Annotated in this window: 29 protein-coding genes and 1 tRNA gene; 15 read left to right on the top strand and 15 right to left on the bottom strand. The window is 58.5% G+C overall.

The genetic code is table 11. The annotated features are described in order from the left end of the window. Window positions 1–34: 34 nt before the first annotated feature. Window positions 35–121 (bottom strand) — tRNA-Leu (locus AB6B39_RS13995). Between the two features lie 91 nt (window positions 122–212). Between AB6B39_RS13995 and AB6B39_RS13990 the strand changes: the two genes are divergently transcribed. Both AB6B39_RS13990 and lipB read left to right on the top strand, forming a co-directional pair. Beyond that, a complete protein-coding gene (locus AB6B39_RS13990) occupies window positions 213–734 on the top strand; it encodes a hypothetical protein (RefSeq protein ID WP_284374325.1) in 522 nt (173 codons plus the stop codon). A gap of 9 nt (window positions 735–743) precedes the next feature. Further along, complete coding sequence (lipB, locus tag AB6B39_RS13985; RefSeq protein WP_284374322.1) at window positions 744–1,433, top strand: lipoyl(octanoyl) transferase LipB; 690 nt, start codon at window positions 744–746, stop codon at window positions 1,431–1,433. A gap of 47 nt (window positions 1,434–1,480) precedes the next feature. Here the strand turns inward: lipB and AB6B39_RS13980 are convergent, their stop codons facing one another. Continuing rightward, entirely contained in the window at window positions 1,481–1,987 is a 507-nt protein-coding gene (locus tag AB6B39_RS13980; RefSeq protein WP_284374319.1) for a DUF805 domain-containing protein, read from the bottom strand. A 69-nt stretch (window positions 1,988–2,056) separates the two neighbouring features. Beyond that, window positions 2,057–2,578 carry a DUF805 domain-containing protein gene (locus tag AB6B39_RS13975; RefSeq protein ID WP_284374317.1) on the bottom strand — a complete coding sequence of 174 codons (522 nt, stop codon included), beginning with the start codon at window positions 2,576–2,578 and terminating at the stop codon, window positions 2,057–2,059. A 153-nt stretch (window positions 2,579–2,731) separates the two neighbouring features. Here AB6B39_RS13975 and AB6B39_RS13970 point away from each other — a divergent pair, with 153 nt between their 5' ends. Together AB6B39_RS13970 and nadA are read left to right on the top strand one after the other, a co-directional pair. Beyond that, a complete protein-coding gene (locus AB6B39_RS13970) occupies window positions 2,732–3,022 on the top strand; it encodes a hypothetical protein (RefSeq protein ID WP_284374315.1) in 291 nt (96 codons plus the stop codon). Window positions 3,023–3,059: 37 nt separating this feature from the next. Continuing rightward, entirely contained in the window at window positions 3,060–4,235 is a 1,176-nt protein-coding gene (gene nadA / locus AB6B39_RS13965; RefSeq protein ID WP_371398634.1) for a quinolinate synthase NadA, read from the top strand. Here the strand turns inward: nadA and AB6B39_RS13960 are convergent. Beyond that, complete coding sequence (locus AB6B39_RS13960) at window positions 4,228–5,334, bottom strand: acyltransferase family protein (protein ID WP_284374311.1); 1,107 nt, start codon at window positions 5,332–5,334, stop codon at window positions 4,228–4,230. The two genes, nadA and AB6B39_RS13960, sit on opposite strands and share 8 nt — an antisense overlap. A gap of 220 nt (window positions 5,335–5,554) precedes the next feature. Between AB6B39_RS13960 and AB6B39_RS13955 the strand changes: the two genes are divergently transcribed. Beyond that, window positions 5,555–6,118, top strand: a complete 564-nt coding sequence (locus AB6B39_RS13955) for a fasciclin domain-containing protein (protein ID WP_284374309.1) — start codon at window positions 5,555–5,557, stop codon at window positions 6,116–6,118. Window positions 6,119–6,217: 99 nt separating this feature from the next. On the opposite strand, the gene AB6B39_RS13950 is transcribed toward AB6B39_RS13955, so the two are convergent. Beyond that, window positions 6,218–6,763: an ActR/PrrA/RegA family redox response regulator transcription factor gene (locus AB6B39_RS13950; RefSeq protein WP_284374306.1), complete on the bottom strand. Its 546-nt coding sequence runs from the start codon at window positions 6,761–6,763 to the stop codon at window positions 6,218–6,220. Window positions 6,764–6,872: 109 nt separating this feature from the next. Beyond that, entirely contained in the window at window positions 6,873–8,198 is a 1,326-nt protein-coding gene (locus AB6B39_RS13945) for an ActS/PrrB/RegB family redox-sensitive histidine kinase (RefSeq protein WP_284374304.1), read from the bottom strand. Between the two features lie 77 nt (window positions 8,199–8,275). Between AB6B39_RS13945 and AB6B39_RS13940 the strand changes: the two genes are divergently transcribed. Continuing rightward, window positions 8,276–8,914, top strand: coding sequence for an SCO family protein (locus tag AB6B39_RS13940; RefSeq protein ID WP_284374302.1), 639 nt, complete (start codon window positions 8,276–8,278; stop codon window positions 8,912–8,914). Window positions 8,915–8,916: 2 nt separating this feature from the next. On the opposite strand, the gene AB6B39_RS13935 is transcribed toward AB6B39_RS13940, so the two are convergent. Together AB6B39_RS13935 and AB6B39_RS13930 are read right to left on the bottom strand one after the other, a co-directional pair. Beyond that, window positions 8,917–9,504, bottom strand: a complete 588-nt coding sequence (locus AB6B39_RS13935; protein WP_284374299.1) for a cob(I)yrinic acid a,c-diamide adenosyltransferase — start codon at window positions 9,502–9,504, stop codon at window positions 8,917–8,919. 6 nt (window positions 9,505–9,510) lie between these two features. After that, window positions 9,511–9,714 carry an HIG1 domain-containing protein gene (locus tag AB6B39_RS13930; protein ID WP_284374297.1) on the bottom strand — a complete coding sequence of 68 codons (204 nt, stop codon included), beginning with the start codon at window positions 9,712–9,714 and terminating at the stop codon, window positions 9,511–9,513. Window positions 9,715–9,867: 153 nt separating this feature from the next. On the opposite strand from AB6B39_RS13930, the gene AB6B39_RS13925 reads away from it, so the two are divergent. Together AB6B39_RS13925 and AB6B39_RS13920 are read left to right on the top strand one after the other, a co-directional pair. Next, window positions 9,868–10,131: a DUF2312 domain-containing protein gene (locus tag AB6B39_RS13925; RefSeq protein WP_284374296.1), complete on the top strand. Its 264-nt coding sequence runs from the start codon at window positions 9,868–9,870 to the stop codon at window positions 10,129–10,131. A gap of 63 nt (window positions 10,132–10,194) precedes the next feature. Further along, window positions 10,195–10,794, top strand: a complete 600-nt coding sequence (locus AB6B39_RS13920) for a hypothetical protein (protein WP_284374295.1) — start codon at window positions 10,195–10,197, stop codon at window positions 10,792–10,794. On the opposite strand, the gene AB6B39_RS13915 is transcribed toward AB6B39_RS13920, so the two are convergent. Then, on the bottom strand, window positions 10,791–11,276 hold the full coding sequence (locus AB6B39_RS13915) for a hypothetical protein (protein WP_284374293.1): 486 nt from the start codon (window positions 11,274–11,276) through the stop codon (window positions 10,791–10,793). The genes AB6B39_RS13920 and AB6B39_RS13915 overlap by 4 nt on opposite strands. Before the next feature lie 172 nt (window positions 11,277–11,448). Between AB6B39_RS13915 and AB6B39_RS13910 the strand changes: the two genes are divergently transcribed. From AB6B39_RS13910 to AB6B39_RS13900, 3 genes are read left to right on the top strand one after another with little or no spacing between them, the layout of a single operon-like run. After that, window positions 11,449–12,360 carry an ABC transporter ATP-binding protein gene (locus tag AB6B39_RS13910; protein WP_371398633.1) on the top strand — a complete coding sequence of 304 codons (912 nt, stop codon included), beginning with the start codon at window positions 11,449–11,451 and terminating at the stop codon, window positions 12,358–12,360. Further along, window positions 12,357–13,850 (top strand): ABC transporter permease, encoded by a 1,494-nt coding sequence (locus tag AB6B39_RS13905; RefSeq protein ID WP_284374289.1) that lies wholly within the window; start codon window positions 12,357–12,359, stop codon window positions 13,848–13,850. The genes AB6B39_RS13910 and AB6B39_RS13905 overlap by 4 nt, the downstream gene beginning before the upstream one ends. A 7-nt stretch (window positions 13,851–13,857) precedes the next feature. Then, the gene (locus AB6B39_RS13900; RefSeq protein ID WP_284374286.1) at window positions 13,858–14,562 is read left to right on the top strand and encodes a COQ9 family protein; all 705 of its coding nucleotides are present in this window, start codon (window positions 13,858–13,860) and stop codon (window positions 14,560–14,562) included. A 49-nt stretch (window positions 14,563–14,611) separates the two neighbouring features. Here AB6B39_RS13900 and AB6B39_RS13895 read toward each other — a convergent pair whose 3' ends face one another. After that, window positions 14,612–15,910, bottom strand: coding sequence for a metal-dependent hydrolase family protein (locus AB6B39_RS13895; RefSeq protein ID WP_284374284.1), 1,299 nt, complete (start codon window positions 15,908–15,910; stop codon window positions 14,612–14,614). Window positions 15,911–16,061: 151 nt separating this feature from the next. On the opposite strand from AB6B39_RS13895, the gene AB6B39_RS13890 reads away from it, so the two are divergent. Then, window positions 16,062–17,066 (top strand): cupin-like domain-containing protein, encoded by a 1,005-nt coding sequence (locus AB6B39_RS13890; protein ID WP_284374282.1) that lies wholly within the window; start codon window positions 16,062–16,064, stop codon window positions 17,064–17,066. Here AB6B39_RS13890 and purD read toward each other — a convergent pair. The 3 genes from purD to folE all read right to left on the bottom strand — a co-directional run bounded on the left by purD (window position 17,063) and on the right by folE (window position 19,847). Then, on the bottom strand, window positions 17,063–18,337 hold the full coding sequence (gene purD / locus AB6B39_RS13885; RefSeq protein WP_284374280.1) for a phosphoribosylamine--glycine ligase: 1,275 nt from the start codon (window positions 18,335–18,337) through the stop codon (window positions 17,063–17,065). The two genes, AB6B39_RS13890 and purD, sit on opposite strands and share 4 nt — an antisense overlap. A 67-nt stretch (window positions 18,338–18,404) precedes the next feature. Further along, window positions 18,405–18,836, bottom strand: a complete 432-nt coding sequence (locus AB6B39_RS13880; RefSeq protein WP_284374277.1) for a hypothetical protein — start codon at window positions 18,834–18,836, stop codon at window positions 18,405–18,407. A 408-nt stretch (window positions 18,837–19,244) separates the two neighbouring features. Next, a complete protein-coding gene (gene folE, locus AB6B39_RS13875) occupies window positions 19,245–19,847 on the bottom strand; it encodes a GTP cyclohydrolase I FolE (protein WP_284374275.1) in 603 nt (200 codons plus the stop codon). A gap of 227 nt (window positions 19,848–20,074) precedes the next feature. Here folE and AB6B39_RS13870 point away from each other — a divergent pair, with 227 nt between their 5' ends. Together AB6B39_RS13870 and AB6B39_RS13865 are read left to right on the top strand one after the other, a co-directional pair. Then, window positions 20,075–20,518, top strand: coding sequence for a hypothetical protein (locus AB6B39_RS13870; RefSeq protein WP_284374273.1), 444 nt, complete (start codon window positions 20,075–20,077; stop codon window positions 20,516–20,518). A gap of 85 nt (window positions 20,519–20,603) precedes the next feature. Further along, window positions 20,604–21,023: a hypothetical protein gene (locus AB6B39_RS13865; RefSeq protein ID WP_284374271.1), complete on the top strand. Its 420-nt coding sequence runs from the start codon at window positions 20,604–20,606 to the stop codon at window positions 21,021–21,023. Here AB6B39_RS13865 and AB6B39_RS13860 read toward each other — a convergent pair. Then, complete coding sequence (locus AB6B39_RS13860; protein ID WP_284374269.1) at window positions 21,011–21,613, bottom strand: hypothetical protein; 603 nt, start codon at window positions 21,611–21,613, stop codon at window positions 21,011–21,013. The two genes, AB6B39_RS13865 and AB6B39_RS13860, sit on opposite strands and share 13 nt — an antisense overlap. Before the next feature lie 10 nt (window positions 21,614–21,623). After that, on the bottom strand, window positions 21,624–22,331 hold the full coding sequence (locus AB6B39_RS13855; RefSeq protein ID WP_284374267.1) for a hypothetical protein: 708 nt from the start codon (window positions 22,329–22,331) through the stop codon (window positions 21,624–21,626). Between the two features lie 26 nt (window positions 22,332–22,357). On the opposite strand from AB6B39_RS13855, the gene cysS reads away from it, so the two are divergent. After that, window positions 22,358–23,836, top strand: a complete 1,479-nt coding sequence (cysS, locus tag AB6B39_RS13850; protein WP_284374265.1) for a cysteine--tRNA ligase — start codon at window positions 22,358–22,360, stop codon at window positions 23,834–23,836. Window positions 23,837–23,862: the final 26 nt, after the last annotated feature.

Genomic DNA, 23,862 nt, shown 5'->3' with positions numbered 1-23,862 from the left:
TTCAGGGTCTTAGCCCAATGACATCAAAGGAAAATGGTGCGGCCGAGAAGACTCGAACTTCCACGGGTTTTACCCCACAGCGACCTCAACGCTGCGCGTCTACCAATTCCGCCACGGCCGCACATCAAGGTGGCGGGCCTATAACGAGGCAGAGGGCTGTCTTGCAAGCGGGTTTTACGGTCCAAGTCGAATTGTCTGCAGGGCACTGGGGCGTGATCCGTCTCTTTCGCATGACGGGCCTTGCCCGTCTGCCGGGCGGACCATATGTGCCTTTCATGAAAGCCTTTGTCACTGCCCTGTTGACCGCCCTGTCCGTCAGCGTTCTGTCCGCTTGCGGTTCCGGATCCGATAACCCGGACCGTTCGGTCCGAGATGCGGATAGCGGTGGCTCCCTCACGGATGCGGCTGTCGCCGACATGTCGATCCCGGATATGGCCGATCAGGTCATCGCCGATGGGAAGTTCCTCGCCGAGCTTCTGGAGGGCGTGACGGACTCGGACAGCGCGGATAAGATCGAGCCGCAAGTCAAGGCTATCGTCGAGAACTATCAGCGCATGTTCGACAAGGTCGAAAATGCCGGAAATCTGGGGTTTGCGGATATGGCCGCCTTGGCGAGCCGGGCACCGGAAATCGCGCAGACACAGGAAGCTATCGTCGATCAACTGACGCGCATTTACCGGGATCATCCGGAAGCGGCGGATGTCTTGCGCGAGTCGCTGCGCGATTTCGGCTAGTCCGGGCGTATGACTTCAACGGGCTCAGGCTGCGGGCTCGAAGCCCTGCGAAGCGATCAACGGGTCGATTGGCACAAGGCCACACAGCCTGTCGCCTATCCGCACGCCCTGTCGCAAATGGAGGCCCGCGCAGCGGCGATTGCAGATCACGTGGCCACAGAGCAGGTCTGGCTGCTCGAACATCCCCCGCTCTATACGGCCGGAACCAGTGCGAAGTCGGGCGATCTGGTTCAGCCGGACCGTTTTCCTGTCTTCAAGGCCGGGCGCGGCGGGCAGTACACCTATCATGGTCCGGGGCAGCGCGTCGGCTATCTGATGCTGGATCTGCGTGAGCGCGGGCGTGACGTTCGCTGCTTTGTATCCGGCGTCGAACAGTTGGTGATCAATACGCTGTCGGAGTTTGGCGTTTCGGGCGGACGGCGTGAAGGCCGAGTGGGGGTCTGGGTCGATATGGATGACGGCACGGAAGCCAAGATTGCTGCGATCGGTATCCGTATCCGCCGTTGGGTCAGTTTTCACGGTCTGTCGATCAATGTCGATCCGGATCTATCCCACTTTGGCGGGATCGTCCCTTGCGGAATTAGCGCGCATGGCGTGACGTCGCTGAAAGCGCTCGGTGTGACGGCATCGATGGCCAATGTGGATGCAGCATTGAAGCGCAATTTTGAAACGCTGTTTGGCCCGACCTTTACAGCATGAAAAAAGCCCGCCTGGCGGCGGGCTTGAAACGGTGCATGTTACTGCTCTCAGGCAGCAGGGACGGGACCATACTGGTTGTCGCCCGGATCCTGCTTATTGAACATGTTGACCAAGAACGCGCTCACCAATGTTCCGACAAGGCTGGCGACAGCAGACGGTAAAGCCTGATCTTGAGCCAGTTCCCCTGAAAGACGCATAACTTCGCCGAGATCGGCGCTTTCGCTGGCAGCTTCGATGGCGGCTTCAGCTTCAGCAGACGGCCCCATGCCGATGGCCTGCAACAGGAAGCCCAGTGCAACGGCGACGCCAATGTAAAGAAGGATATGTGTCAGCACCATCCATCCTGATTTGCCAGCATCATGACTGCGCTTGATGCCCAGAAAGATGAACGGAATGATCAGGATCAGCGAGACAAACCCCAGAATCATGCCGAGACTCGGACTGAACATCGGTATCAGACTGATGATGGCACTGATGACCGCCAGCACGATCATGCCCTTCATATAGGCGCTGGGCCCGATCCGGCCGCTTGGTGAAAACAGAAGATTACCCATGAAACACTCCCTTTATCGTTAGTCGGCAAAGAGTGGCAAATTCTTGGCAGTTTGCAAGCAAAATCGGACTCAGATTGGTGGCGATCCATATCGGTTGGCTTGCGGATCGCCTTTGGTCAGCCCAACCCAGGCCGTGAAGGCGATCAACATGGCGCTGAGTGAATAGGTTACGAGCGGGGCTGCGCCGGACATGCGGGCTTCATAACGCTCATTGATCGCCTGTCTGACTTCCGGGTCGATTGTCGCCTTGCGGTCATACTGCGAATAGGCTTCGAAATATTCAGCCCCGCCATTGGTCAGCATGATGACGATCAGAACGATGATAATCGCGGTCAAAAGACCGACGATCGGCAGCACGGACCGCCCGAAATCCTTCAAACGCTTGCCGTAAATCGCAAACAGGCCGCAAAACAGCATGATGATCCAGACAAGAAAGCCCCAGAAATAGAAGGTGCCAGACGTGTCGTGCTGGAACAGCCCCCATTTGAAAAGGCTGACGAGACCGGCAAAAGCCGCCAGCGTGATCCAGAACGTCCGGCGGTTCGTTCGTCCCGAGGGGACGAATAGCTGATAGAGGGCAGTCTTGATCATGACGGCGCTTTAGCCCTGCGCAACGGTCTGCGCTACCGTACTGCGCTGATTTGGCAGCGGCTTGACGCCGCGCGTCGCAATGTTCACCACAGTTGAGACTTGATGCTGCTTGAGCCGCATTGATGTTCGAAACAGTGTGTCGAAAGGATGACGATGCGACTACTTATCAATGTGATTGCGATTTTCGGCCTGGCTGCGGGCCTGACATCCATGGTTCAGCTTTACATGCTGCGCATGGATGCCAGCGATGCGCAGGGGTTTGCGACTGTGGCCGTCCCGTTCTGGGCACTGGCAGGCGCAGCCATGGCAATCATTTTCGGATTTATCGGTCGGATCATGGATCGCCGCGTTCCCCGTCCGGCCGCAAAAATCTCCAACTATGCGATTGCATTCGGCGCTTTGATCGGGGGGTCAACGCTCGCTATCCCTTTTGTCTTCGCCTAACGCGCCCTATATCAGGTCCGAACCATATAAGGGATGGATGATGGGCAAAGAGCTCCTGAACTGGGAACACGGCAACTGGATCGGGCAGACGCTCGAAGTGCCGAACGGTGTCTGTGCCGTTCCGGGAAAAGATCTGGATGGCTACCCGAAAGACCTGCCCTATACGGATGAGGTCAAAGCCGCGACCGACCATCTTTATGAACAGGTTAGCGATTTTATTCCTGAGTTCGAGTGGCCCGCCTATGCGCCGCTCGTTCATGCGATCAATACGCTGAAGACACAGAAGAACGCGGTCGTCCTGGCGCACAATTACATGACGCCGGACATCTTCGCGCTGGTCGGCGATTATCGCGGCGACTCGCTGGGTCTGGCAATCGAAGCGACCAAGACCGAAGCCGACATGATCATTCAGGGCGGCGTGCATTTCATGGCCGAAACCTCCAAGATACTCTGCCCTGACAAACGGGTTTTCATACCCTCAATGCGGGCGGGCTGCTCACTGGCCAGCTCGATCACGGGTGAGGATGTGCGCCTGATCAAACAGCGCTATCCGGGCCTGCCGGTTGTCACCTATGTCAATACCTCCGCCGACGTGAAGGCGGAGAGCGACATTTGCTGCACTTCGTCCAATGCCGTGGCGATCGTGGAACATATCGCCGCAGAATGGGGCGTGGACAAAGTCATCATGCTGCCTGACGAATTTCTCGCCAAGAATGTCGCGCGCCAGACCGGAATCGAGATCATCGCCTGGCATGGTCGCTGCGAGGTCCATGCGCGCTTTTCTGCGGAAGATGTGCGCGACATGCGCGCCGCCAATCCGGGCGTCGTCGTGCTGGCCCACCCGGAATGTCCGCCAGAAGTGGTGGCAGAGTCCGATTTTACGGGATCGACTAAAGCGATGAGCGATTATGTCGGCGACCGTAATCCGGCGAAGGTGATCTTGCTAACGGAATGCTCCATGTCCGACAATGTCGCCATGGCCAATCCGACCGTCGATTTTGTCCGGCCCTGCAATCTCTGCCCACATATGAAGCGGATCACGCTGGAAAACCTGTATGAATGTTTGCGTGACGAAACGAACGAGGTGCTGGTCCCTGAACCGATGCGAGCTCAGGCCTATGAGGCTGTCATGCGCATGATCAATGTCAGTTTTCCTAAGGAAAAAGGCTATTTCGATCCGGACAGCCCGATCAAGGATATCCAGGTCATCTAGCGGCCGGTGCTGCTGACGGGCGTTCCTTGAACAGGCGTTTGCGCGAGGCTTTCGCCAGAGTGAGCAGGGGGCGTTCGATCAGTCTGTAAGTGAGGGCCGCGACAAGAATGGCGGCCACACCCATAACGACCAGCAGGACGATAGACGGAACGTCTTCCAGACCGGCTTTACGCCACAGCCGTGCGACGAGCACGAGCGTCAGCAGATGCGTCAGATAGAGCGCGTAGCTCCAGTCGCCTAGATGAACCATGAAGCGGGGGGCGCGCAGGCCAGCGCGGTCCATCCAGGCCGCGCCGAGTAGCACGGCGCAAGACGGCAGCGTCAGGCACAGGACACGGGGCCACCCATCCTGAAACGGTACGGCGGAGAAGAACCACATGAAGAGCCCGGCCAGTCCGATTGCGAGCAATATCGCACCATATATGCGGTCCCCCTTGATACGCAAAAAGATCAGCCCGGTGGCGGCACCGGCCAGGAATTCGAATACCAGCGGGTTGAAAGCATGAAAGGCGATGGCGGATCCAGTCTGCCAGCCGGACAGATTGCCGGTCAGCGTGATGGCAGCCCAAGCCAGAAGGCCCCATGGTCGCCACCGCGCAGGGGCGAGCAGTAACAGGCCGAACAGAAGGTAGAAGCCCATCTCATAGACCAGTGTCCACCCGACTTCGAGCAATGGATAAGCATAGGCCGGGACTAGGAACACTGTGTTGAAAATCTGCGGTTCATTGGGTGAGCTGGAAAATACCATGTCAGGGCGCAGCATCCAGACCATAAAGAGCGCCAGCGTCACAATCCAGTACAGCGGGTAGATCCGGGTGACGCGGGCAAAGAGGAATTCGCCGACACGGGCCAACCGGTCGTGCAAGTGATTCTCCCGCCAGTTCCTGGTTACGAAAACCATGATGAAGCCGCTGATTACGAAGAACAGGTCGACGCCCATCATGCCCCAATCGAAGCTTTCGGGCAGGATCGTGCGATCCGTACCACGGATCTCAACCTGCGCCATATGGGCCAGCAGAACCAGTAGGGCTGCCAGACCCCGCAAGGCCTGAACATGGTTCAGCCGCGTGCCTTCGGCTATGGGAGTTGCAATAGACATTGGCGTGCCCATGGCAGAGCCCGTGCACGCTTTCCAGTCTCCTGTTGTCACAATGGGCTTTCGCCTCGGGCCCACCCGTCCGAGGCGCATTCTGCATGACGGATTTGTCAGGCTTATCACACACGCGTCATCTGGGCGTCCGTGGTCCGGGGCGGGCCGTATCAGGTCCAGGTCGCATCATCGGCCGTTGTACTGATCGAAACACAAAGAGAGCTTCCCCATGACTATCAAACCCCTCATCGCCGCCGCCCTCCTGGCAACATCTGCATTCGCCGCACCTGCTCTGGCGGGTGATCACAAGAAAAAAGACACCGCCGTCATGGGCGCGATGGAAACGGGTCCGAACATTGTCGAGACCGCTGTTTCGGTCGATGATCTGTCGACGCTTGTCGCAGCCGTGAAGGCGGCGGATCTGGTTGATGCACTGTCTGGCGACGGCCCATTCACAGTGTTTGCCCCAACCAATGATGCGTTCGGTGCCCTGCCGGCCGGCACGGTCGACACGCTCCTGAAACCGGAGAACAAGGCGAAGCTGTCCAAGGTCCTGACCAGCCATGTTGTTGCTGGATCGTTCGACGCTGCGTCGATCATCGAAATGGCAGAAGCCAATGGCGGCAAGGCGAAACTGACCACCCTCTCAGGCGCGACGCTGAAGGCCTATGTCAAGGACGGCAATGTCTACGTGAAGGACGAAATGGGCGGCAAGGGTAAAGTCGCCATGGCGGATGTGACGACATCCAACGGGACTGTCCACGTTGTGACGTCGGTTCTGCTGCCGAAGTAAGCGAGACACGAACAAGAAAGCCCCCGGCCATCAGGCACGGGGGCTTTTTCATGCGCGGAGATACAGGAAACACAGCGAACGTGCCGGCGGTTTTCGAAGCTAGCGGGGCGCGCGCTTCGCCAGAATTCGCTGCAGTGTTCGGCGGTGCATGTTCAAACGTCGCGCCGTTTCGGAAACATTTTTCCCGCAGAGTTCGTAGACTCGCTGAATATGCTCCCAGCGCACTCGGTCCGCACTCATGGGGTTTTCCGGGGGCTCTGGTGCCTTGCCGGGCTCGGATAGAAGCGCCTTGCAGACATCGTCTGCATCCGCCGGTTTGGCGAGATAGTCGACCGCGCCACGTTTGACGGCGGCCACGGCCGTCGCCAGATTGCCGTAGCCGGTCAGCATGACCATCTTGGAACCAGGCCGGGCATCATGCAGCTGGTCGATCACATCCATCCCGTTTCCATCTTGCAGTCTCATGTCGAGGACGGCGAAGGCAGGTGGGTTATTGCGAACTTCATGCTTGGCTTCAAACACGGTTTCGCAAGTCCTGACATCAAAGCCACGTTGCTCCAACGCACGGCCCAGACGGGTCCTGAAGGGCGCGTCATCGTCCAGAATCATCAGTGATGTGTCATCGGGCAGCGTATATTCGCTCATGGCCAAACCTCTCTCTGATCCTGTTACGGATCGGGCGCTGGCTTGGCTTGGCAAGAGGCTCAGTTTGTGCAGCTTGTCACCAATGTGATGAGGCGAGTTGCAGTCTGTGTCAGACGGACAGGGCTTCGGTCGACCAGACGCAGCGGATGCGCGCCCCATTCAGCGGAGACCGTTCAAATGCGACCTGCCCACCGGTCCGTTCGACAAGGGTCGAGGCGATAAAAACCCCCAAACCCAATCCGCCGGCGCTGCGCCCGCGAGAGCGCGTGGTGACATAGGGCTGACCAAGTCGACCCCGGATCAGCGGGTCAAACCCGGGCCCGTCATCATCGATCGTGATCGAGACGGTTTTGCGCGACGCCCGGGCCGTCAGCTCGACGCGGCTCGCGGCAAAATCGACGGCGTTTTCCGTGAAGTTCTTCAGGGCGTATAGCAGTTCGGGTCTGCGCCGGATCATGATGGGCAGGCGACCATCATCCTGATGGCTTTCCACGATCAAGTCACGGTCACGATCGATGTAGCCTTCGGCGGCTTCTTCCAGCAGGTCTTCAAGACTGAGTGTTTCGTGAATGAGGTCAGGTGTGTCGCCCCGCAGAGCTAGCTGCTCGAGGATAGCCCGGCAGCGTTGCGCCTGGCTGAGTACCAACGCAGCGTCTTCGGACAGAGGGCCTTCTGGAAGTTCGCGGGTCATTTCTTTGGCGGTCACGGTGATCGTGGCCAGCGGCGTGCCCAGTTCATGCGCTGCCGCCGCGGCCAGGCTTCCCAGCGCTGACAGTTTCTGTTCCTGTGCAAGGCGCTGTTCGGTCGCCGACAGGGCCGCGCTCATGGTGCGGCTCTCGAGCGTCGCACGCCATGCGTAGAGTGAGGTGAAACTCGTGCCGACGACGATCCCGGCCAGCAGGCCAAATTCATAAACGCGGGGTAGTTCGAACAGAACGCCAGGAATCCACGGAATAGGTTCGTGCCAGAGCATCAGGCAGGTTGCAGATATCAGGGCCAGCCCGGCAACTGTTGCCAGCACCCGCTTCGACAAAGTCGTGGCCGACGTGACTACAGGTGCGAGAAACAGGATCGCGAACGGATTTTCGATCCCGCCATTCAGGTAAAGCAGCAGGGCCAGCTGGGCGATATCGAAACCGAGCTGCGCGATCGCTTCGGCGTCCGACACGCGGCGGTCGAGAGGAAGCGTCAGGCTGATCGCAATATTTACAAGAAGCGCGACTCCGATCACGATCGCAGACCCCACGAGAGGGACATCGAAGCCTAGCCACTGCGAGACCAGCAGCAGGGTGATGGCCTGACCGATAATGGCAGCCCAGCGCAGCAAAATGAGCGTATATCGACGTAGAGACCCGGTCAGCTGACGTTGCGGCAAAGCGGAAACGGGCTGGTCAGGGTCCAGTAAGCGGTGCGAAATAGGGTCAGATGCGTTCATTAGGCCGCGCTTCCCCTCTGGTCTGACCGCCGGATAAACCTATATACGCGACGAACACATCTCTAGTGAGACAATCCATGCCATTTGCCTCCCGAAATCGTCTTGCGACCTTTGCTCTGTCAGCCTTGACGGCCACACTTCTTGCGTCCTGCGGACCGAATGCCACTTCCGGAGAAGCCGGGCAGGCAGGGTCCAGAACGGTCAGTTCAGGTACTGCGGAGCTCGGTGGTCCGTTTACCCTCGTCGATGATACAGGCGCTGTCGTTACCGAAGCGGCTTTCGAAGGCACGCCCACGCTGCTTTATTTTGGCTTCACCTATTGCCCGGATGTGTGTCCGACGGCCTTGCAGAAGCTCGGCGCTGCGCAGGAGCGCATGGGCGATTATGGCAATGATGTGCAATATGTTCTCGTCAGTGTGGACCCGGAGCGCGACACGCCGGAGCAAATGGCGACCTATATCGGCAATAACGGATTTCCGGACGGTCTGCGCGGTTTTACCGGCACCGTCGACCAGATCGAGACTATAAAAACGGCCTATAAGGTCTATGCCCAGAAGGTCGATATGGATGAATCGGCGATGGGTTATACGGTCGATCATCAGGACCTGGTGTTTCTGCTGGGTCGTGACGGACAGTTTGTCGACTTCTTTACCAATCGCAGCACGCCGACTGAAATAGCCGCCCGGACGCGGCAATATCTCACCCGCGGTCGCTAGCGTCAGGCGGATGGTTGGCGCGTGGCTCCGGGCACCCATAGGATATCGCCCGCGCCCTGTTCGTTGCACCACCGCGCCGCCACGAACAGAAAATCCGACAGACGGTTGATGTAAGCCATGGCTTGCGGATTGACCGCGGTGTGCTCCGCCAGACGAACCATACTGCGTTCGGCCCGGCGAGCGACTGTGCGGGCCTGATGCAGATAGGCTGCAGGCGGTGACCCGCCCGGCAGAATAAAGCTGGTCAGGGCGTTCATCTCATCATTCAGCGCGTCGAGATCGGTTTCAAGCCGTTCCACCTGGGTGGCGACGATACGCAGTGCATATTCCGAGTCCGGATCGCCTTCCGCCGGCAAAGGTGTCGCGAGATCGGCGCCAAGATCGAACAGTTCGTTCTGAATGCGTCCCAGCATCCGGTCCAGACCCATATGGGTCAATTCGAGCCGGGCAAGGCCCAGCACGGCGTTGGTTTCGTCCACATCGCCATAGGCGGCGACCCGGTCGCTGTCCTTTGACAGGCGCGTGCCATCGACAAGGCCAGTCGAACCATCGTCACCCGTGCGCGTGTAGATCTTGTTGAGCTTGACCATGTGTGATCAACCGCCGTTCTTGCGAACCCAGAAGGCAAGCAGAAGGAGACCGAGCGCCAAGGCCTGGCCGCCAACGCGTTTCCACATCCAGCTATTGGATTTCTCGCGCGAGCCCTCATTCGTCTTAGCCATGTTGGAGGCCCCGATAACGAGCGTGTAGACCACATAGAGCATGGCCAGACCGGCAAGGATGAACAAGATTGTCGACATGAAGTGTTCCTTTGTTGAGCCCTATATACGGAACTCCCGGGGCAAGGGCTGCGAAAAACCGACCTCATCCACAGAAAAGCTGCGTTTTCCAACTGTCGCGATCCCGTTGCCCCGCTAGGAAATGCGCTGATCGCACAAACAGGATTGTCCGCCATGATGAGTGAAGCCGACCGCCAAGAACAGATGGGTGATGCGACGCGCGAAAAATTGCGTCAGTTCATCGCCCGTATCGAACGTCTTGAAGCTGAAAAGGCCGAGCTGACAACGGATATTCGCGAGGTCTATTCTGAGGTCAAAGCGTTCGGGTTTGATACGAAGGTCATGCGAAAGCTGGTAAGCTTGCGCAAACAGGACATTAACGAACGGGCCGAACAGGAAGCGCTGCTTGATCTCTATATGGGAGCCCTCGACGACTGATCCGTCCCGGAGGGACCTACTCAGCATTTGCAGCGAGTATCTTTGTTCGCTATATGTTCCAGAATGACGTCTGATTTCGACAAGCAGCAATGGCAGACTGAACAGGCTGCACGCGATGCTGGGTTGGAAAAGCAGCGTGAAAAAGAACGCAAGGCCCGCAAGCGTTCGGCACGAAACGCAAAGCGCAAATTGGAGCGTTTGCAGCGCACGCTGAGCGAAACGGGTGAGATCACCGACTTCGAGTCCGAATTCTCCGATAGCGTATCCGAACGTCTGGATCAGTTCGGCTCTGCCTTCCACGATTGCGAAAAGGGACGACCGGGCGATGCGTTGTCATTCGCGCAAAAACGCGTCGTCGCCAGCATGAACCGCAAGGTGAAGGACCTGAGAGCGCGCCGCGATGCAGATGGCGATGATGTAGACGGCAATGATGCGGATCGTTTGGAGCGACCCAGCCGGACGTCCTTCAAACCCCGCTCATCCTTCAAGACAAAAGGTCGGACGTTTAAGCCGCGCGTTCGCCAGCTGGATGAGACTTTCGAGACCTCCGAGATGCAGCCGGATGCGACGCGTCCAGAACCCTTCATCCCCGAACGCGATGAGCACTCTGTGCGCCCCCCTGTCGGCAGGCCGTTTCTGCGTGTCGTGCGGAACGGGGACTAGCCCGCTTCGTCCTCGTCCGGCGGTTCGCCGTTGTCCGTCAAAGGCGTTATGACGGGCTCGTCCGGAATGTTGTCATAGGCGCGAATGTCGGCAGGCTCGACGTCTGTCAGCTCACTATCGATCGGGTCAAGCGTATAGCCGCGTGTCCAGCTGCGGCTTTCTTTGACCTGCGTTGCTAGAAACCATTCCTGAGCTGTGATGACCGCATCGCCGCCGCTGAGCCGCGTGAAGTGCTGCGCGGCCAATGTCCGGGAGAGCGCCAGCGCGTCGGTAAAGTCAGAAAACTCGGCAAAGCTGATTTCGCCGTCGGCACTGGCGTCGAGTGATTCGAAGCGGCTCGGAAGATCCAGCGTCTGAGATCGATCTTGAGTCTGAGCCAGAGATTGGGCCAGAGATTGGGCCTGAGTTTGGGCCAGACACTGTACAGCCTGGCAGCTCATGCCAAGGCCCAATAGAATTGCCGCAAGATGTTTCAAGGCCATGATCGGTCCTCATGATCGTCAACGCACAGCCTTATAGACTGCGATCAGGGCGACAAGATGGCATAGCCTAACCAATTCACTTGAATCCAACAGGGCGGTCGGCCAAGGCACGACAATGACGGTTTCAGACCCAATTCTACACCTTGATAATGTTTCGAAATCGTTTGGCGGCATGCCGGCCGTCACGGATGTGAGCTTCGATGTCCGCCCCGGAGAAATTGTGGGCTTTCTGGGGCCCAACGGGGCTGGGAAGACCACGAGCCTGCGTATGGCGCTGGGCTATGTGAAGCCGGATCAGGGATCCGTCTCCCTGTTTGGCGGTGCGCCCGGAGAAGCCGCCTTCGGACGTGTCGGATTTCTCCCCGAAGAACGCGGCCTCTACAAGAAACAGACGGCGCGAGAAGCGATCGCTCATATGGGGCGTCTGAACGGGATGAAGAAGCGCGCTGCGTTTGAAACTGCTGATACGCTGCTGGACCGTTACGGGCTGGGCGACGCCAAGCGCAAAAAGAACAAGGACATGTCCAAAGGCATGGCGCAGAAGGTCCAGTTGCTATCGGCTATCGCCCACGACCCAGAATTCTACATATTGGACGAACCTTTTTCAGGCTTGGACCCGGTCAATCAGCAAGTGCTGGAGAGTATGGTCCGGGAGATTGCGAGCCGGGGGCGCACCATCCTGTTTTCGACCCATGTGATGGAGCATGCCGAACGTCTCTGTGACCGGATCATTCTGATGGCCCGGGGTCAGAAAGTGTTTGACGGTTCTGTCGCGGCGGCGCTTGATCATGCCCCGCGACGCGTAATTATAGCCTCGGAGAATACAGGTCTGTCCGATGTCGTGACGCCGTTTGCCAAAGATGTAGAGCGGCGCGATGATGGTGCCTTGAACCTGCTTCTGACGCGCACGGCGCAGACGCCGGATATTCTCGAACGCTGTGTCGAGGCGGGTGTGCGATTGACCCGATTCGAGCCGACCCGCGCCACCTTGCACGAAGCCTTTGTGGCACTGGTTGGTGAGGATGTGCGGGCCGATCTGGAGGCTGATGCTCGCGCCGATCTGGAAGAGGAGGCCGCGACATGATGGCCGCGAACGCACGTCCGGGCCTGCCGAAATTCTCCCGTATCTGGTTGATCGCGATGCGCGACTTCATGGGTTATGTGAAAACCTGGGGGTTCTGGCTGTCCTTCCTGTTCCCGATTATCGGCATGGGTCTGGGCTTCATGTTCAGCAATTCGGACTTCGATTTTTCGCCCCCACGTTACGAAACGGTGATTGATCAGACCGGTGTGCATGGGGAGGCGATCAAGTCTTTCTACGCGGCTGAGCAGGCGGAGCAGAAAGCCGAAGCCGTCAAAGCGCTTGCGACTTTACTGCCGGAGGCTGAGCGTGAGGCCTTCCGGGCGCAAGTCGATGCTGAAGGGGCCGATGCCGGTTTCGCGACATTGCAGACCCGCTATCCGGGCGTCGCCGATTCGATGGAATTGCCGACGGCCTCCCTCATTTTCATAGACCCCCCGGCATCAACCCTGTCCGAGCTCGCCCCCTATCTGGATGGCGACCGGCGATTATCCGTTGGTGACAAGACCCCGAAATTGAACGGCGCGATCATCATCCGGGGCACGGCTGACAATCCTGACCCGCAATACTGGTCGAAGAATTTCAACAACGCACCCGCCGAACGTCTGATCAACCGTTATTTCCGCGACATCACCAAGCGCAACTATCTGGAAGCGGGCGGCCTGTCCGCCGAAGGGTATGACGAAGCGATGCGGGGACGGACGCGGGTCGATGTGTTCGATCCGGCCGAGCTGAGCGGGACGACCGAGGATGATGCGGTTGCCGTGTCCATGCTCGACCGCCTGCCTTTCTTTGCCAGTATCGGACTCGCATTTTTCTTGCTGATGACAATCTTTGCGGGCGCGTTCATGTTGCTGACCTCGATGATCGAAGAGAAGATGAACAAGCTGCTGGAAATGATGCTGGCCAGTACGCGCTTTTCCGAAATCATGCTGGGCAAGATGCTGGGCGCTGCGATGCTGACCCTGGCGTCGCTAGCCCCCTATATCATACTGGTTCTGGGTGGTCTGATCGGCTTCCTGATCTTCGGCAATCCGGAACAGGTTGCGGCCATCCGGGAAGCCTTTCCGGTATCGACGATCCTGATTTCCCTGATCTTCCTGGTGCTGGGCTACGTCTTCTATGCCGCCATCCTGATTGCGCTGGGGGCGCTCGCCCAGTCCATGCAGGACGCACAGACCCTGTCTCTGCCAATCATGCTGATGATGTTCATGGGGATCGGTGTGATCATGTTCGGTTTCAATGCGCCGGATAGTCCGATTGTGACCTTTGCGTCGATCTTCCCCCTGACCTCCCCATTCGCCATGATGATCCGGCTCGCCAGCGATCCGCCGCTCTGGCAGGTTTTGCTGTCGATCACCCTGCTGGCGATCTGCGTTGTTGGCACGATGTGGATCTGCGCGCGTATCTTCCGTTTTGGCGTTCTGTCAGGATCGGGTGTCGGCGCCATCAAGAACTGGTTTAACCGCGTCGTTTTGCGCAAGTCGGCCTGATCTCCATATGCCGGATATGACACCCGATCAGGCAAAGGCAGCGATCCTGCAGGCAGCGCTTCGCGATGCGGCCTTTGATGGCTGGACGGATGTCATGCTGGCCAAGGCCGCCGAGCGCGCCGGGCTTCCACAGGGCGCAGAGACGCTGTATTTTCCGGATGGCGTCATCAGTATCATTGCACACTGGTCCGAACAGATGGACGCCGCGGCACGCGATAGGATCGAAGCCTTCGATCTGGCGTCTCTGAAAATACGCGAGCGCGTGACGCAGGCCGTCATTATCCGTCTCTCTGAGATCGGGCGGCATGAAGAGGCAGCGCGTCGGGCTCAGGCGCGCCTATCTCTGCCGGACGGCATCGCGACCGGGGCCAAAATCACCTGGGCTGCAGCTGACATGATCTGGCGTGCGATTGGCGACACATCGACCGATGGCAATTTTTATTCGAAACGGGCGGTTCTGTCTGCCGTCCTCAGTTCGACGGCCCCGGTCTGGCTATCGGACGGATTGCCCGACAAGCCGGACGCGCGCGCCTTTTTGGATCGCCGGATCGAGAATGTCATGCAGTTCGAAAAAGCAAAGGCGCAGGTCCAGCGTGTGACACGGAACATGCCGAACCCGGCTGAAGTGCTGGGGCGCATGCGTTATGGCGGGGCGGCAGGCGGGCTGCCGACGCGGCGCCAGAAACGCCGTATCCGCCGCGGCGGCACATGAAGACAGTGAATGTCAGGCCATAGGGCCTGACATTCACTGTCTGTCGGACTTAGCGGTCGTGTTTGTAGACGACGCCGCCCTTCATCACGAAATCCACATCCATCAGTGCGGCCACATCGGCCAGCGGGTCTTCATCGACCGCGATGATATCGGCCTGCTTGCCCGGTTCCAACGTGCCGATCATGTCGCCCATCTGAATATGGTCTGCTGCAACGACTGTGGCGCTGCGAATGGCTTCCATCGGGCTCATCCCGGCGGCCACCATATACTGGAATTCCTTGGCATTGTCGCCATGCGCCGACACGCCTGAATCCGTCCCGAAAGCGATCGTCACCCCATTTTCATAGGCGAGGCGGGCCATGTCCTGCATGGCAGGACCGACGGCGCGCGCTTTCTTGACCTGATTAGGGGTCAGGAACGTGTCGGGATCGGCGGCCCATTCGGCCACGGTCATCCCGGCCAGAACCGTCGGAACTAGCACGGCATCGTTCTGGCGGAACAGGCGGCTGGTCTCGCGGTCCATGAATGAGCCGTGTTCGATCGAGTCGATACCCGCACGCAGGGCCGCATCGATCCCGTCCTTGTCATGGGCATGGGCCGTCACCTTGCGGCCCATGGTGGCGGCGGTTTCGACGATCGCTTCCAGCTCGTCATCCAGCAGTTGCTGTCCCGTCCCGGCATTGGTGTCGGACAGGACACCGCCGGTTGCGGTGATCTTGATGACATCGGCACCGTTCTTCACAGCCTGTCGCACGGCGCGGCGGCAGTCTGCTGGGCCGTCGCAGATGGTTTCCGACTGATACATGTCCAGAATATCGTCCTTGAAGCCGTGGAAATCGCCATGCCCGCCAGTGGCAGCGATGGCCGACCCTGCGGCACGAATGTGCGGCCCTGGCACAAGGCCTTTATTGATGGCGCGACGCAGGGCGAAAATCTCTTTGGGTCCGCCGACATCCTGCACAGCTGTGAAGCCAGCCATCAAGGTCGTTTTCGCGTGCGCCGCAGCCTGCAGGGCGACATCGCCGGCTTCCAGGCGGACGACATCGTCCGGTCGGCCCGTGGCGCGGTCACCGCGAAGGTGCACATGGCTGTCGATCAGACCCGGCAAGACCGTCATATTTTTGGCGTCGATGGTTTTGGCATCGGGATCGGTCATGAAACCTGCAACGATACGCTGTACCTTGCCGTCCTGAACCACAATCGTCTGGTTCTTCAGGGGCGTTTCCCCCGGCACCGCAATCAGCGTGCCGGCATGGATCAATGTCGTCTTCGCCTCACCATGATGATTGGCTTGTGCCATGACGGGTAAAGTCAGAAGCGCGGTGGCGGCCAGTAATAGATGTTTCATTCGGTCTCTCCCCTATTGTCGGGCTCGACATAACAGACTGGCAGGACTGGGCGAGTCAAAAGTCCCAAATCGCTCTGTGAATGTCGAAGGCTCAAAATCGGCACAATCTTAAATCTTGCACAGTGAGCGCCGGGCAGGCGATGGGAGCAGTATGAGCGGCGAAACGATTGCAGATTATAACGTAACGGACCGGGAGGCGTTCAGAGCGCAGATCATGGCGTCCGGCCGTCCCGCCATTTTGCGCGATGTTGCCAAGGATTGGACAGCAGTCGCCAAGAGTGACGATATTCAGACCCTGGCGTGCTATCTAAAAAGCGGGTCCGGGCCGACAGCCGTCAATGTCGTTCAGGGACGCCCCGGCACGAATGGCCGCTATTTTTACGATGAAACGCTGACAGGTTTCAATTTCGACAGAGGACGTGTGCCGCTCGACCGTCTGATCGATGTTCTGACTGACCCTGGCGATGATATCGACGCTTATATGGGCTCGACTCCGCTGGCCGAGGCTTTGCCCGGTCATATGGGTGACTTTTCCATGCCGCTTGTCCCCAATGGTGTGGCGGGGCGGATATGGATCGGAGGCGCCAGCCGCATTTCGACCCATTACGACCAGAGTCATAACATCGCCTGCGTTGTTTCCGGGAAACGGACCTTCACGCTTTACGCGCCTGATCAGACGAAGAACCTCTATCCCGGCCCGATCGAGCACACGATTGCGGGTCCGCAGATGAGCATGGTCGATCTCGGTGACCCGGACCCAGAGCGATTCCCGCGCTTTGCCGACGCGCAGAAAGCCGCCCTGACAGCAACATTATCGCCCGGTGACGGCCTCTATATTCCGCCGCTCTGGTGGCACCATGTCCGCGCGGAAGGTACGCTGAATGTACTGGTGAACTATTGGTGGAACGACCATCCGGAGCTGTCGCGATCACCGATGGAAGCGCTGGTCTTGTCCCTACTGTCGCTGAGGCAATTGCCGGAGCCGGAGCGCATGGCATGGCGAGCCATGTTCGACTATTTCATATTCCAGACCGATGGGGCGCCGATGGATCATCTTCCGGATAAAATCAGAGGCGTGCTGGGTCCCATTACGCCGGAACGGGCGCAGGCGATCTGGAGCCATTTCACCCAGCTCATGTCGCAAAACAGCCGTTAGAGTGCGCGGTAGGCGATGTCCCGGCGACAGAAGCCGTCTGGCCAGTCAATATCCTGATCGATCACCGCATAGGCCAGATCCACAGCGTCTCTCAGCGTCGTTCCCGATGCAGTGATGTTGAGGACGCGGCCACCATTCGCCTTGAGCTTGCCGCAGTTGCGCCCTCGTCGCGTGCCAGCATGAAAGACGACGACGCCGTCTCGCGCATTGGCTGTCTTGACCCCTTCGATCACGGAGCCTTTCTCATAGGATCCGGGATAGCCTTTGGCCGCCAGTACGACATTGACAACCGGATCCGTGAACCAGCTGGGCGGATCGGCCTGATCCAGTGTGCCGTCGGCGGCAGCCAGCAAGAGTTCCATCAGGTCGGATTGCAGTCGGCGCATAACGACCTGGCATTCAGGATCGCCGAAGCGGACATTATATTCGATCAGTTTCGGCCCTTCATCGGTGAGCATCAAGCCCGCAAACAGAACGCCGGTAAAGGGATGGCCGTCCTTGGCCATACCGTGCAGGGTCGGCGCGATTATACGCTCCATCGTTTGTTCCAGCATTGCGTCCGTAAAGGCAGGCGCAGGACTATAGGCCCCCATGCCGCCCGTATTCGGGCCGGTGTCGCCATCATGGGCGCGCTTGTGATCCTGTGCGCCGATCAGGGGTATGGCGGTCTTTCCGTCACAGAGCGCGAAGACGCTCACTTCCTGTCCGCGTAAAAATTCCTCGATCACGACGGTCTGGCTGGCGTTGCCGAACTTGCCGGAGAAAAACGCCTCCAGTTCCGCTTCGGCTTCAGTCAGGGTCTCGGGGATGACGACGCCTTTACCCGCTGCCAGCCCGTCCGCTTTCAGCACATAGGGCGCGTCCATCTTTGTCAGATAGGCCTTGGCCTCATCGACATGGCCAAAGACACCGTAACGCGCCGTGGGAATATCGTAGCGATCACAGAGTGCCTTGGTGAAGGCTTTGGAGCTTTCCAGTTGCGCGGCAGCCTTGCTTGGGCCGAACACACGGACACCATTGGATTGCAGCGCGTCGACAAGGCCCATGGCCAGGGGTTGTTCCGGGCCCACGATGACGAAGTCATAATCGCCGCGCTGGACGAGGGCGAGGATCCCGACAATATCGTCGGCTTTGATATCGACAATGTTGGCGATCTCCGCGATCCCTGCATTGCCGGGAGCGACCGTCAGATCCTTGACCAAGGGGCTCTGGACGAGTTTCCAGGCCAACGCATGTTCGCGACCGCCCGATCCAATAAGAAGCACATTCATGCGCGCGCCATAGCGGGCGAGACACGATCAGACCACTGTTTGCATGGTGATGATCACTGAAAAATGTCTACTGATCAAATAAGGCGCTGTCAGTATTCCTGAGTTTTCCAGCTGATTGGAGCGGTTTGAGGACCATCGTCAGGTCCGGCGCAAACTGAAGCCCTGTCTCGGGGGAGGTGATGCGCGGTGTCTTGCCAAAGCGGAACGCGATTTCCGCCTCGATTGCAGCCTTGTCTGCGCGTGTGAGTTCGGAACGGTCGTCAAAATTCTCGAACACGCGGACATTGGGCATAGCGGCACGTGTCGCAATCTCACTGACCGCTCCGATCTGAATGACCGTATCGTCAAAACTTGCTGCTGGAACGGGCAGGATGCGCAGCAGAGGCGCGGGTTCGCTGTCCGCCATCGGGGGCAGCGTTGCTGGGCCTGATTGTGCAAAGGCAGCTGTGTGTGAAGCGCTGAGCATGATGAAGGCGGCAAAAAATGTTGAATGTCTCATGATAATCTCCTCTTGGAGATTGAAATGGACCGATCCGTCCTGAAATACCAATCACGCTGCAACACGCATCGGTGAGGTGAAAGAGAGGGCGTCTGGAAAGAATTTTGCGAAAGTCCTAACGCCCGTTAACCAAACTTTACCGAATCGTCTCATGGATGAGACATGCCTGACATGTGGGGATTGTCGGGTCAGACTAGCCGGAATCATCCGGCGCCACTTGCGAGGGCCAATGCGCTGCGCTTACGGGCAACACGCCTTTCGACCGCCACACCGGACATCCGGAGGATTGCGAGGGAGGTTGGCCAAATTGCGCCGAGCCTGCTTGCGAAACTCCGATCGTCAGAAAGCTTACTGCCGACCGTAAATGATGAGGCTGCTCTTTCGAGCGGCCTTTTTCATATGTGACCGTTACTTGCCGATGACCCGCAGGAAGCGGTCCTGCAGGGCAGGATTGGTCTTGAACTCACCCGTGAACTGCGTGGTGATGGTGGAAACGTGTGGGTGATGCACGCCGCGCGTGCTCATACACTGGTGCTCAGCATCGATCATCACGGCAACACCACGGGGTTTCAAAGCCTCTTCGATGGCTTCGGCGATCTGTGCCGTCATCGTCTCTTGCGTCTGCAGGCGCTTGGCGAAAATTTCGACGACTTTGACCAGCTTGCTGATGCCGACGACTTTGTCAGTCGGCATATAGGCGACCCAAGCCTTGCCCAGAAACGGCGCGATATGGTGTTCGCAGTGGCTCTCAACATCGATGTCGCGCAGGACAACCATATCGTCATAGCCTGACACGTCCTCGAAGGTACGGGACAACTCGGTTGCTGGATCCAGATCATATCCTCGGAACCATTCGCGGTATGCATTGATCACGCGGCCCGGTGTATCGCGCAGACCTTCGCGGTCTGGATCGTCGCCCGCCCAAGCGATCAGAGTGCGCACAGCCTCCATGGCGACTTCGGGAGAGGGGCGTTCGGTGCGGGGAACGGGTTTCAGATCCGGCTTGTTCATGGGCCGCCATATAGGGCGCGCAGACAGGCAGCGTAAGGGTCAAATGCCGCGCATCTGCCATGCGATGCCGTTTGCCGAGGCACTGGATTGCCGAACTGTCATAGTCTTTCTTGGAACGTAAACCCGAACGACCCCGTTGATAGGGCAAGGAAGCGACACATGTTGATGCCCTACAGAGCATTGAAATATGTAGCTTTTTAAAATGAAAACAATTTTGAGAGGATAATATGACTTTTTTGAAAACAACACTGGCCAGCGCTGCTGCAATCGCTTTGGCAGCCCCTGCGTTTGCGGGCGACAAGCCGATGAAACAGGACAAGGATTATGAAGCCAAGTCCGAAGCCGTCATTATTGTCAGCGAGACTGAAACCGAAGTGATGGGCGCAACCGAGATGCACCCGTCCAAGGTCAATGATACAGTCGGTGAAATTCTGCAGGCCGATGGTGAACCCAGCATCCAGGATGATGGCGAAATCATTGTGGAAGACTACACGATTGAAGAAGACGCTTTCCGGGCCGCCGATGATGACGGCATGGTCGCCGACAATGCGATCGTGGTCCCAGGCACAGCCGGAACACTGACAACCGTGACCTGCCCCGCCGGTACGACGGCACAGATCGATATGACCTGTCTGATCACAGGCGAATATAAGCCTGATCTGATCGACTAGTCGATATTTATCGCTCAACCTCTTCCAAGGGGAGGAGTGGAGCCCCTGACACATTGTGTCAGGGGTTTTTTATTGGATTAAGGGCATGGCAATCCGGATCGGCTACGGCTCTCTCATGCTTGCGTTTCTGACAGGAACAGGCTTTGGATTGGCGGCTGGATGGTTCGTCTATGTCCGGCGTGACTGGCTGGTCGCGATAATGTTTATCAATGGCAGCGCCGCCCTGACGATCCTGTTTATCACGGTGGTCATGCCTAGCAGTTCCGCTGCTGGCTCAATGCATATGTCGCTCTGGCAATTCCTGCTTTTTGTTCTCGAGCGGATCGGCAACCACTTTCTGGCGAGCGCCACTGTGTGGTTTGTTTTCAGCTTCGTTGTCGGTCAGATCATTACCCTGATTGTCTATCAGACCCGCAATCCACCGCCCGTCATTCCCGAGGGGCGAGATGAACGCCGCCGCCGTATCGAAAGCGAGATGGGATATACGGACAGCTATTTCGATTGATCGCAGGAAAGAGGCTGGCTCGTCAGGCCCCAGCGATTGATCTCCACGACACTCATCCAGTGAATCTCGTCACTGTCAGCCGCACGCGTGCTGAAATCATAGAAGTCGGGGTCGACGCTCATATCGATCAGATAGCCCCGCATATAGGACCGGTTCGTGTCCCAGATCGCATCCTGTGCGCCGATCCCGCTATCTCCGCCATAGCCCCAGGCGTGAACGCCGATCTGGGCCCCGCAGGCGACGCGGCGGGGCATTCCCGCCAGGAACAGATAGACGGCGCCCGACGCAATCCGGGAGGATGGCAGCAATTCCGTTGCGTAACCAGCCTTGCGAATGGCGTGACCTAGCCGGTAGTTAGCCATCAGATCCGCCGTGCCCGGCATGTCGACAAAGACCAGCGTGTCGACCTGCGGGTGATCGCGACTGAGCCTGGCGATGACGCGTTCGGTGCGACCGTCTGTAAACCCGTAGCCATAGGCGCGGGTGCCGTCGACCTCGAAACGGAGCAGGTCCGGCTCGGGTTCTCGCGACAGGACCGCGATCAGCAGGACAAGCCCGGCTACGGTCAGTCCGATCAGGTCCCAGCGCATCGTCGCTTTCCTATTGCCGTCCCGGCAGGAAGCCGAGCCAGTCCACACCTTTGCACGGGCCGTCCGTCAGAATGCCGAACCGTTCCAGATCCTCACGGGTGAGGAAGTAGAGCGATTTGTGCGGGGCCGCGTCACGGGCAAAATGGTAGAAATCCTGATCGATTCCGATCTCGGCATGGAAAGCGCGCATGCCGTCTTCGAGCGGATCGAAGCCGAGCGAGGCCGGGCTATCGCCATTTTCGTCCTGCCAGCTGTGTACGCCGATCTGCGCCCCGCATGTCATTGTGCGTTCGACTCCGGCCAGAAACAGGTCGACCCCGCCTGACGCAATGAAGCTCCGGCTGTCCAGATGGGTGTTCAACCCGCGCGCCCGGATCATGCGGGCGATCCTGACATTTTCTTTCAGATGCGATGTTCCGGGCACATGGCGCAGGACGATCTTTTCCAGCTGCGGATTGCTGTCCAGCTGGCGTCTGATGTCTGCAAAGCTCTCGGCATCCGTGCGGCCATGCGCATAGGCAATCTCATCGTCGATCACCAGATGCAGGCGGGCATCCGGATCGATGGGCGTGCTGAGGGCCTGCCAGACGAATGTCGCCGCCAGAACAAGCACGACCAGCAGGGCGATCGGCGATCGCCGACGGGGCCGGGCCGGCTCCGGCTCCGCATCGGACCAGCCGTCAACGGGACGATTATCATCATAAGGGTTCCAAGCCATCGCCCGACTATATAGGGAGCGCTCCTATGGAAGACCAAGAGCATCCTCTGAAGCTGTATGACTCGCTCACGCGTGAGGTGCGGACATTCGTGCCACAGGATCCGACGCGCGTGACGATGTATAATTGCGGCCCCACCGTCTATTCCTACGCCCATATCGGCAATGCGCGCGCCGCCGTCGTCGCCGACGTACTGTTCCGCGTGCTGCGCCATATCTATGGCGAGGACCATGTCCGATACGCCCGCAACCTGACCGATGTGGATGACAAGATCATTGCATCTGCCCAGGAGCAGGGCGTCCCGATTTCCGAGATCACGGAGAAATATGCCCGCATCTACAACGAAGACCTCGCCGCGCTGAACTGCCTGATGCCGACGGTGCAGCCCAAGGCGACGGAACACATCCAGCAGATGGCGGACATCATTGTCACGCTGATGGACAAGGACGTCGCCTACGAGGCCGATGGTTATCTCTATTTCGACGTCACCAAGGACGACGATTACGGCAAACTGTCGGGCCGCAGTCTGGACGATAATCAGGCCGGTGCGCGGGTCGACGTCGTCACCGCCAAACGCAACGCTGCGGACTTTGTCCTGTGGAAGCCGGCGAAGGACGGCGAACCCGGCTGGAGCCAGCAGGAGAGTTCATCGACCTATGCCATGAATTGGCGCCATTACGGCAACCAGCTCTTCGCCACTACGCCGGGCCGCCCCGGCTGGCATATCGAATGCTCCGCCATGGCCAAGGAAACACTCGGCGAAACCATCGACATCCATTGCGGCGGCATCGACCTGAAATTCCCGCACCATGAAAACGAGATCGCGCAGTCAGAGACAGCCAACGAAGAGACGTTCGCCCGCTACTGGGTCCACAATGAATTCCTCAACATGGGCAAGGACAAGATGTCCAAGTCGCTGGGGAATGTGGTTCTGGTGCACGACCTACTGAAGGAATGGGATGGGGAAGTGATCCGGTTGGCCCTGTTGAAAGCGCATTATCGGAATGAGTTGATTTGGAGTGAGGACTTGCTGCGGGAGAGCAAGGCGCAGTTGGATGGGTGGTATCGGAAGCTCCAGGATGCGTTCCCCTATTTGGAGAAATCTACCTTCCAACCCACTTTTTTCGGTTCGCTCACAAATGACCTAAAGACCTCACACCACATAGCTTTTGCTGGAAATGATATATCTGGCATCAACTTTGACTTTGGTGATTTAGCGTCTCGATATGGAGATCTTTCCGATCCTGAACACGAAATGGTCTATGCGCTTGAAATGGGTTTCGCTTCACTAAGAAGTCTCGGTCTCCTTCAACGCGACCCTGAAGACTGGTTCCGCGGCAACGCCTCCGCCGACGAGACCACCGAGTTCGACACCTTGGCAGCCGCCCGACATGCGGCCCGTCAGGCCAAGGACTGGGCCGAGGCCGACCGCATTCGTGACGAAGGCACAGCCCGGGGCATCATCTTCGAAGACAGCCCCGATGGCACGACTTGGCGGAAGGTCTAGGCTTTACGATCCAAGCCAGGGTGAGC

It is taken from the genome of Algimonas porphyrae, assembly GCF_041429795.1.
Classification (GTDB): domain Bacteria; phylum Pseudomonadota; class Alphaproteobacteria; order Caulobacterales; family Maricaulaceae; genus Litorimonas; species Litorimonas porphyrae.
Note: the sequence above shows the minus strand (reverse complement) of the source record. Positions and strands in the feature narration are given on the sequence as shown.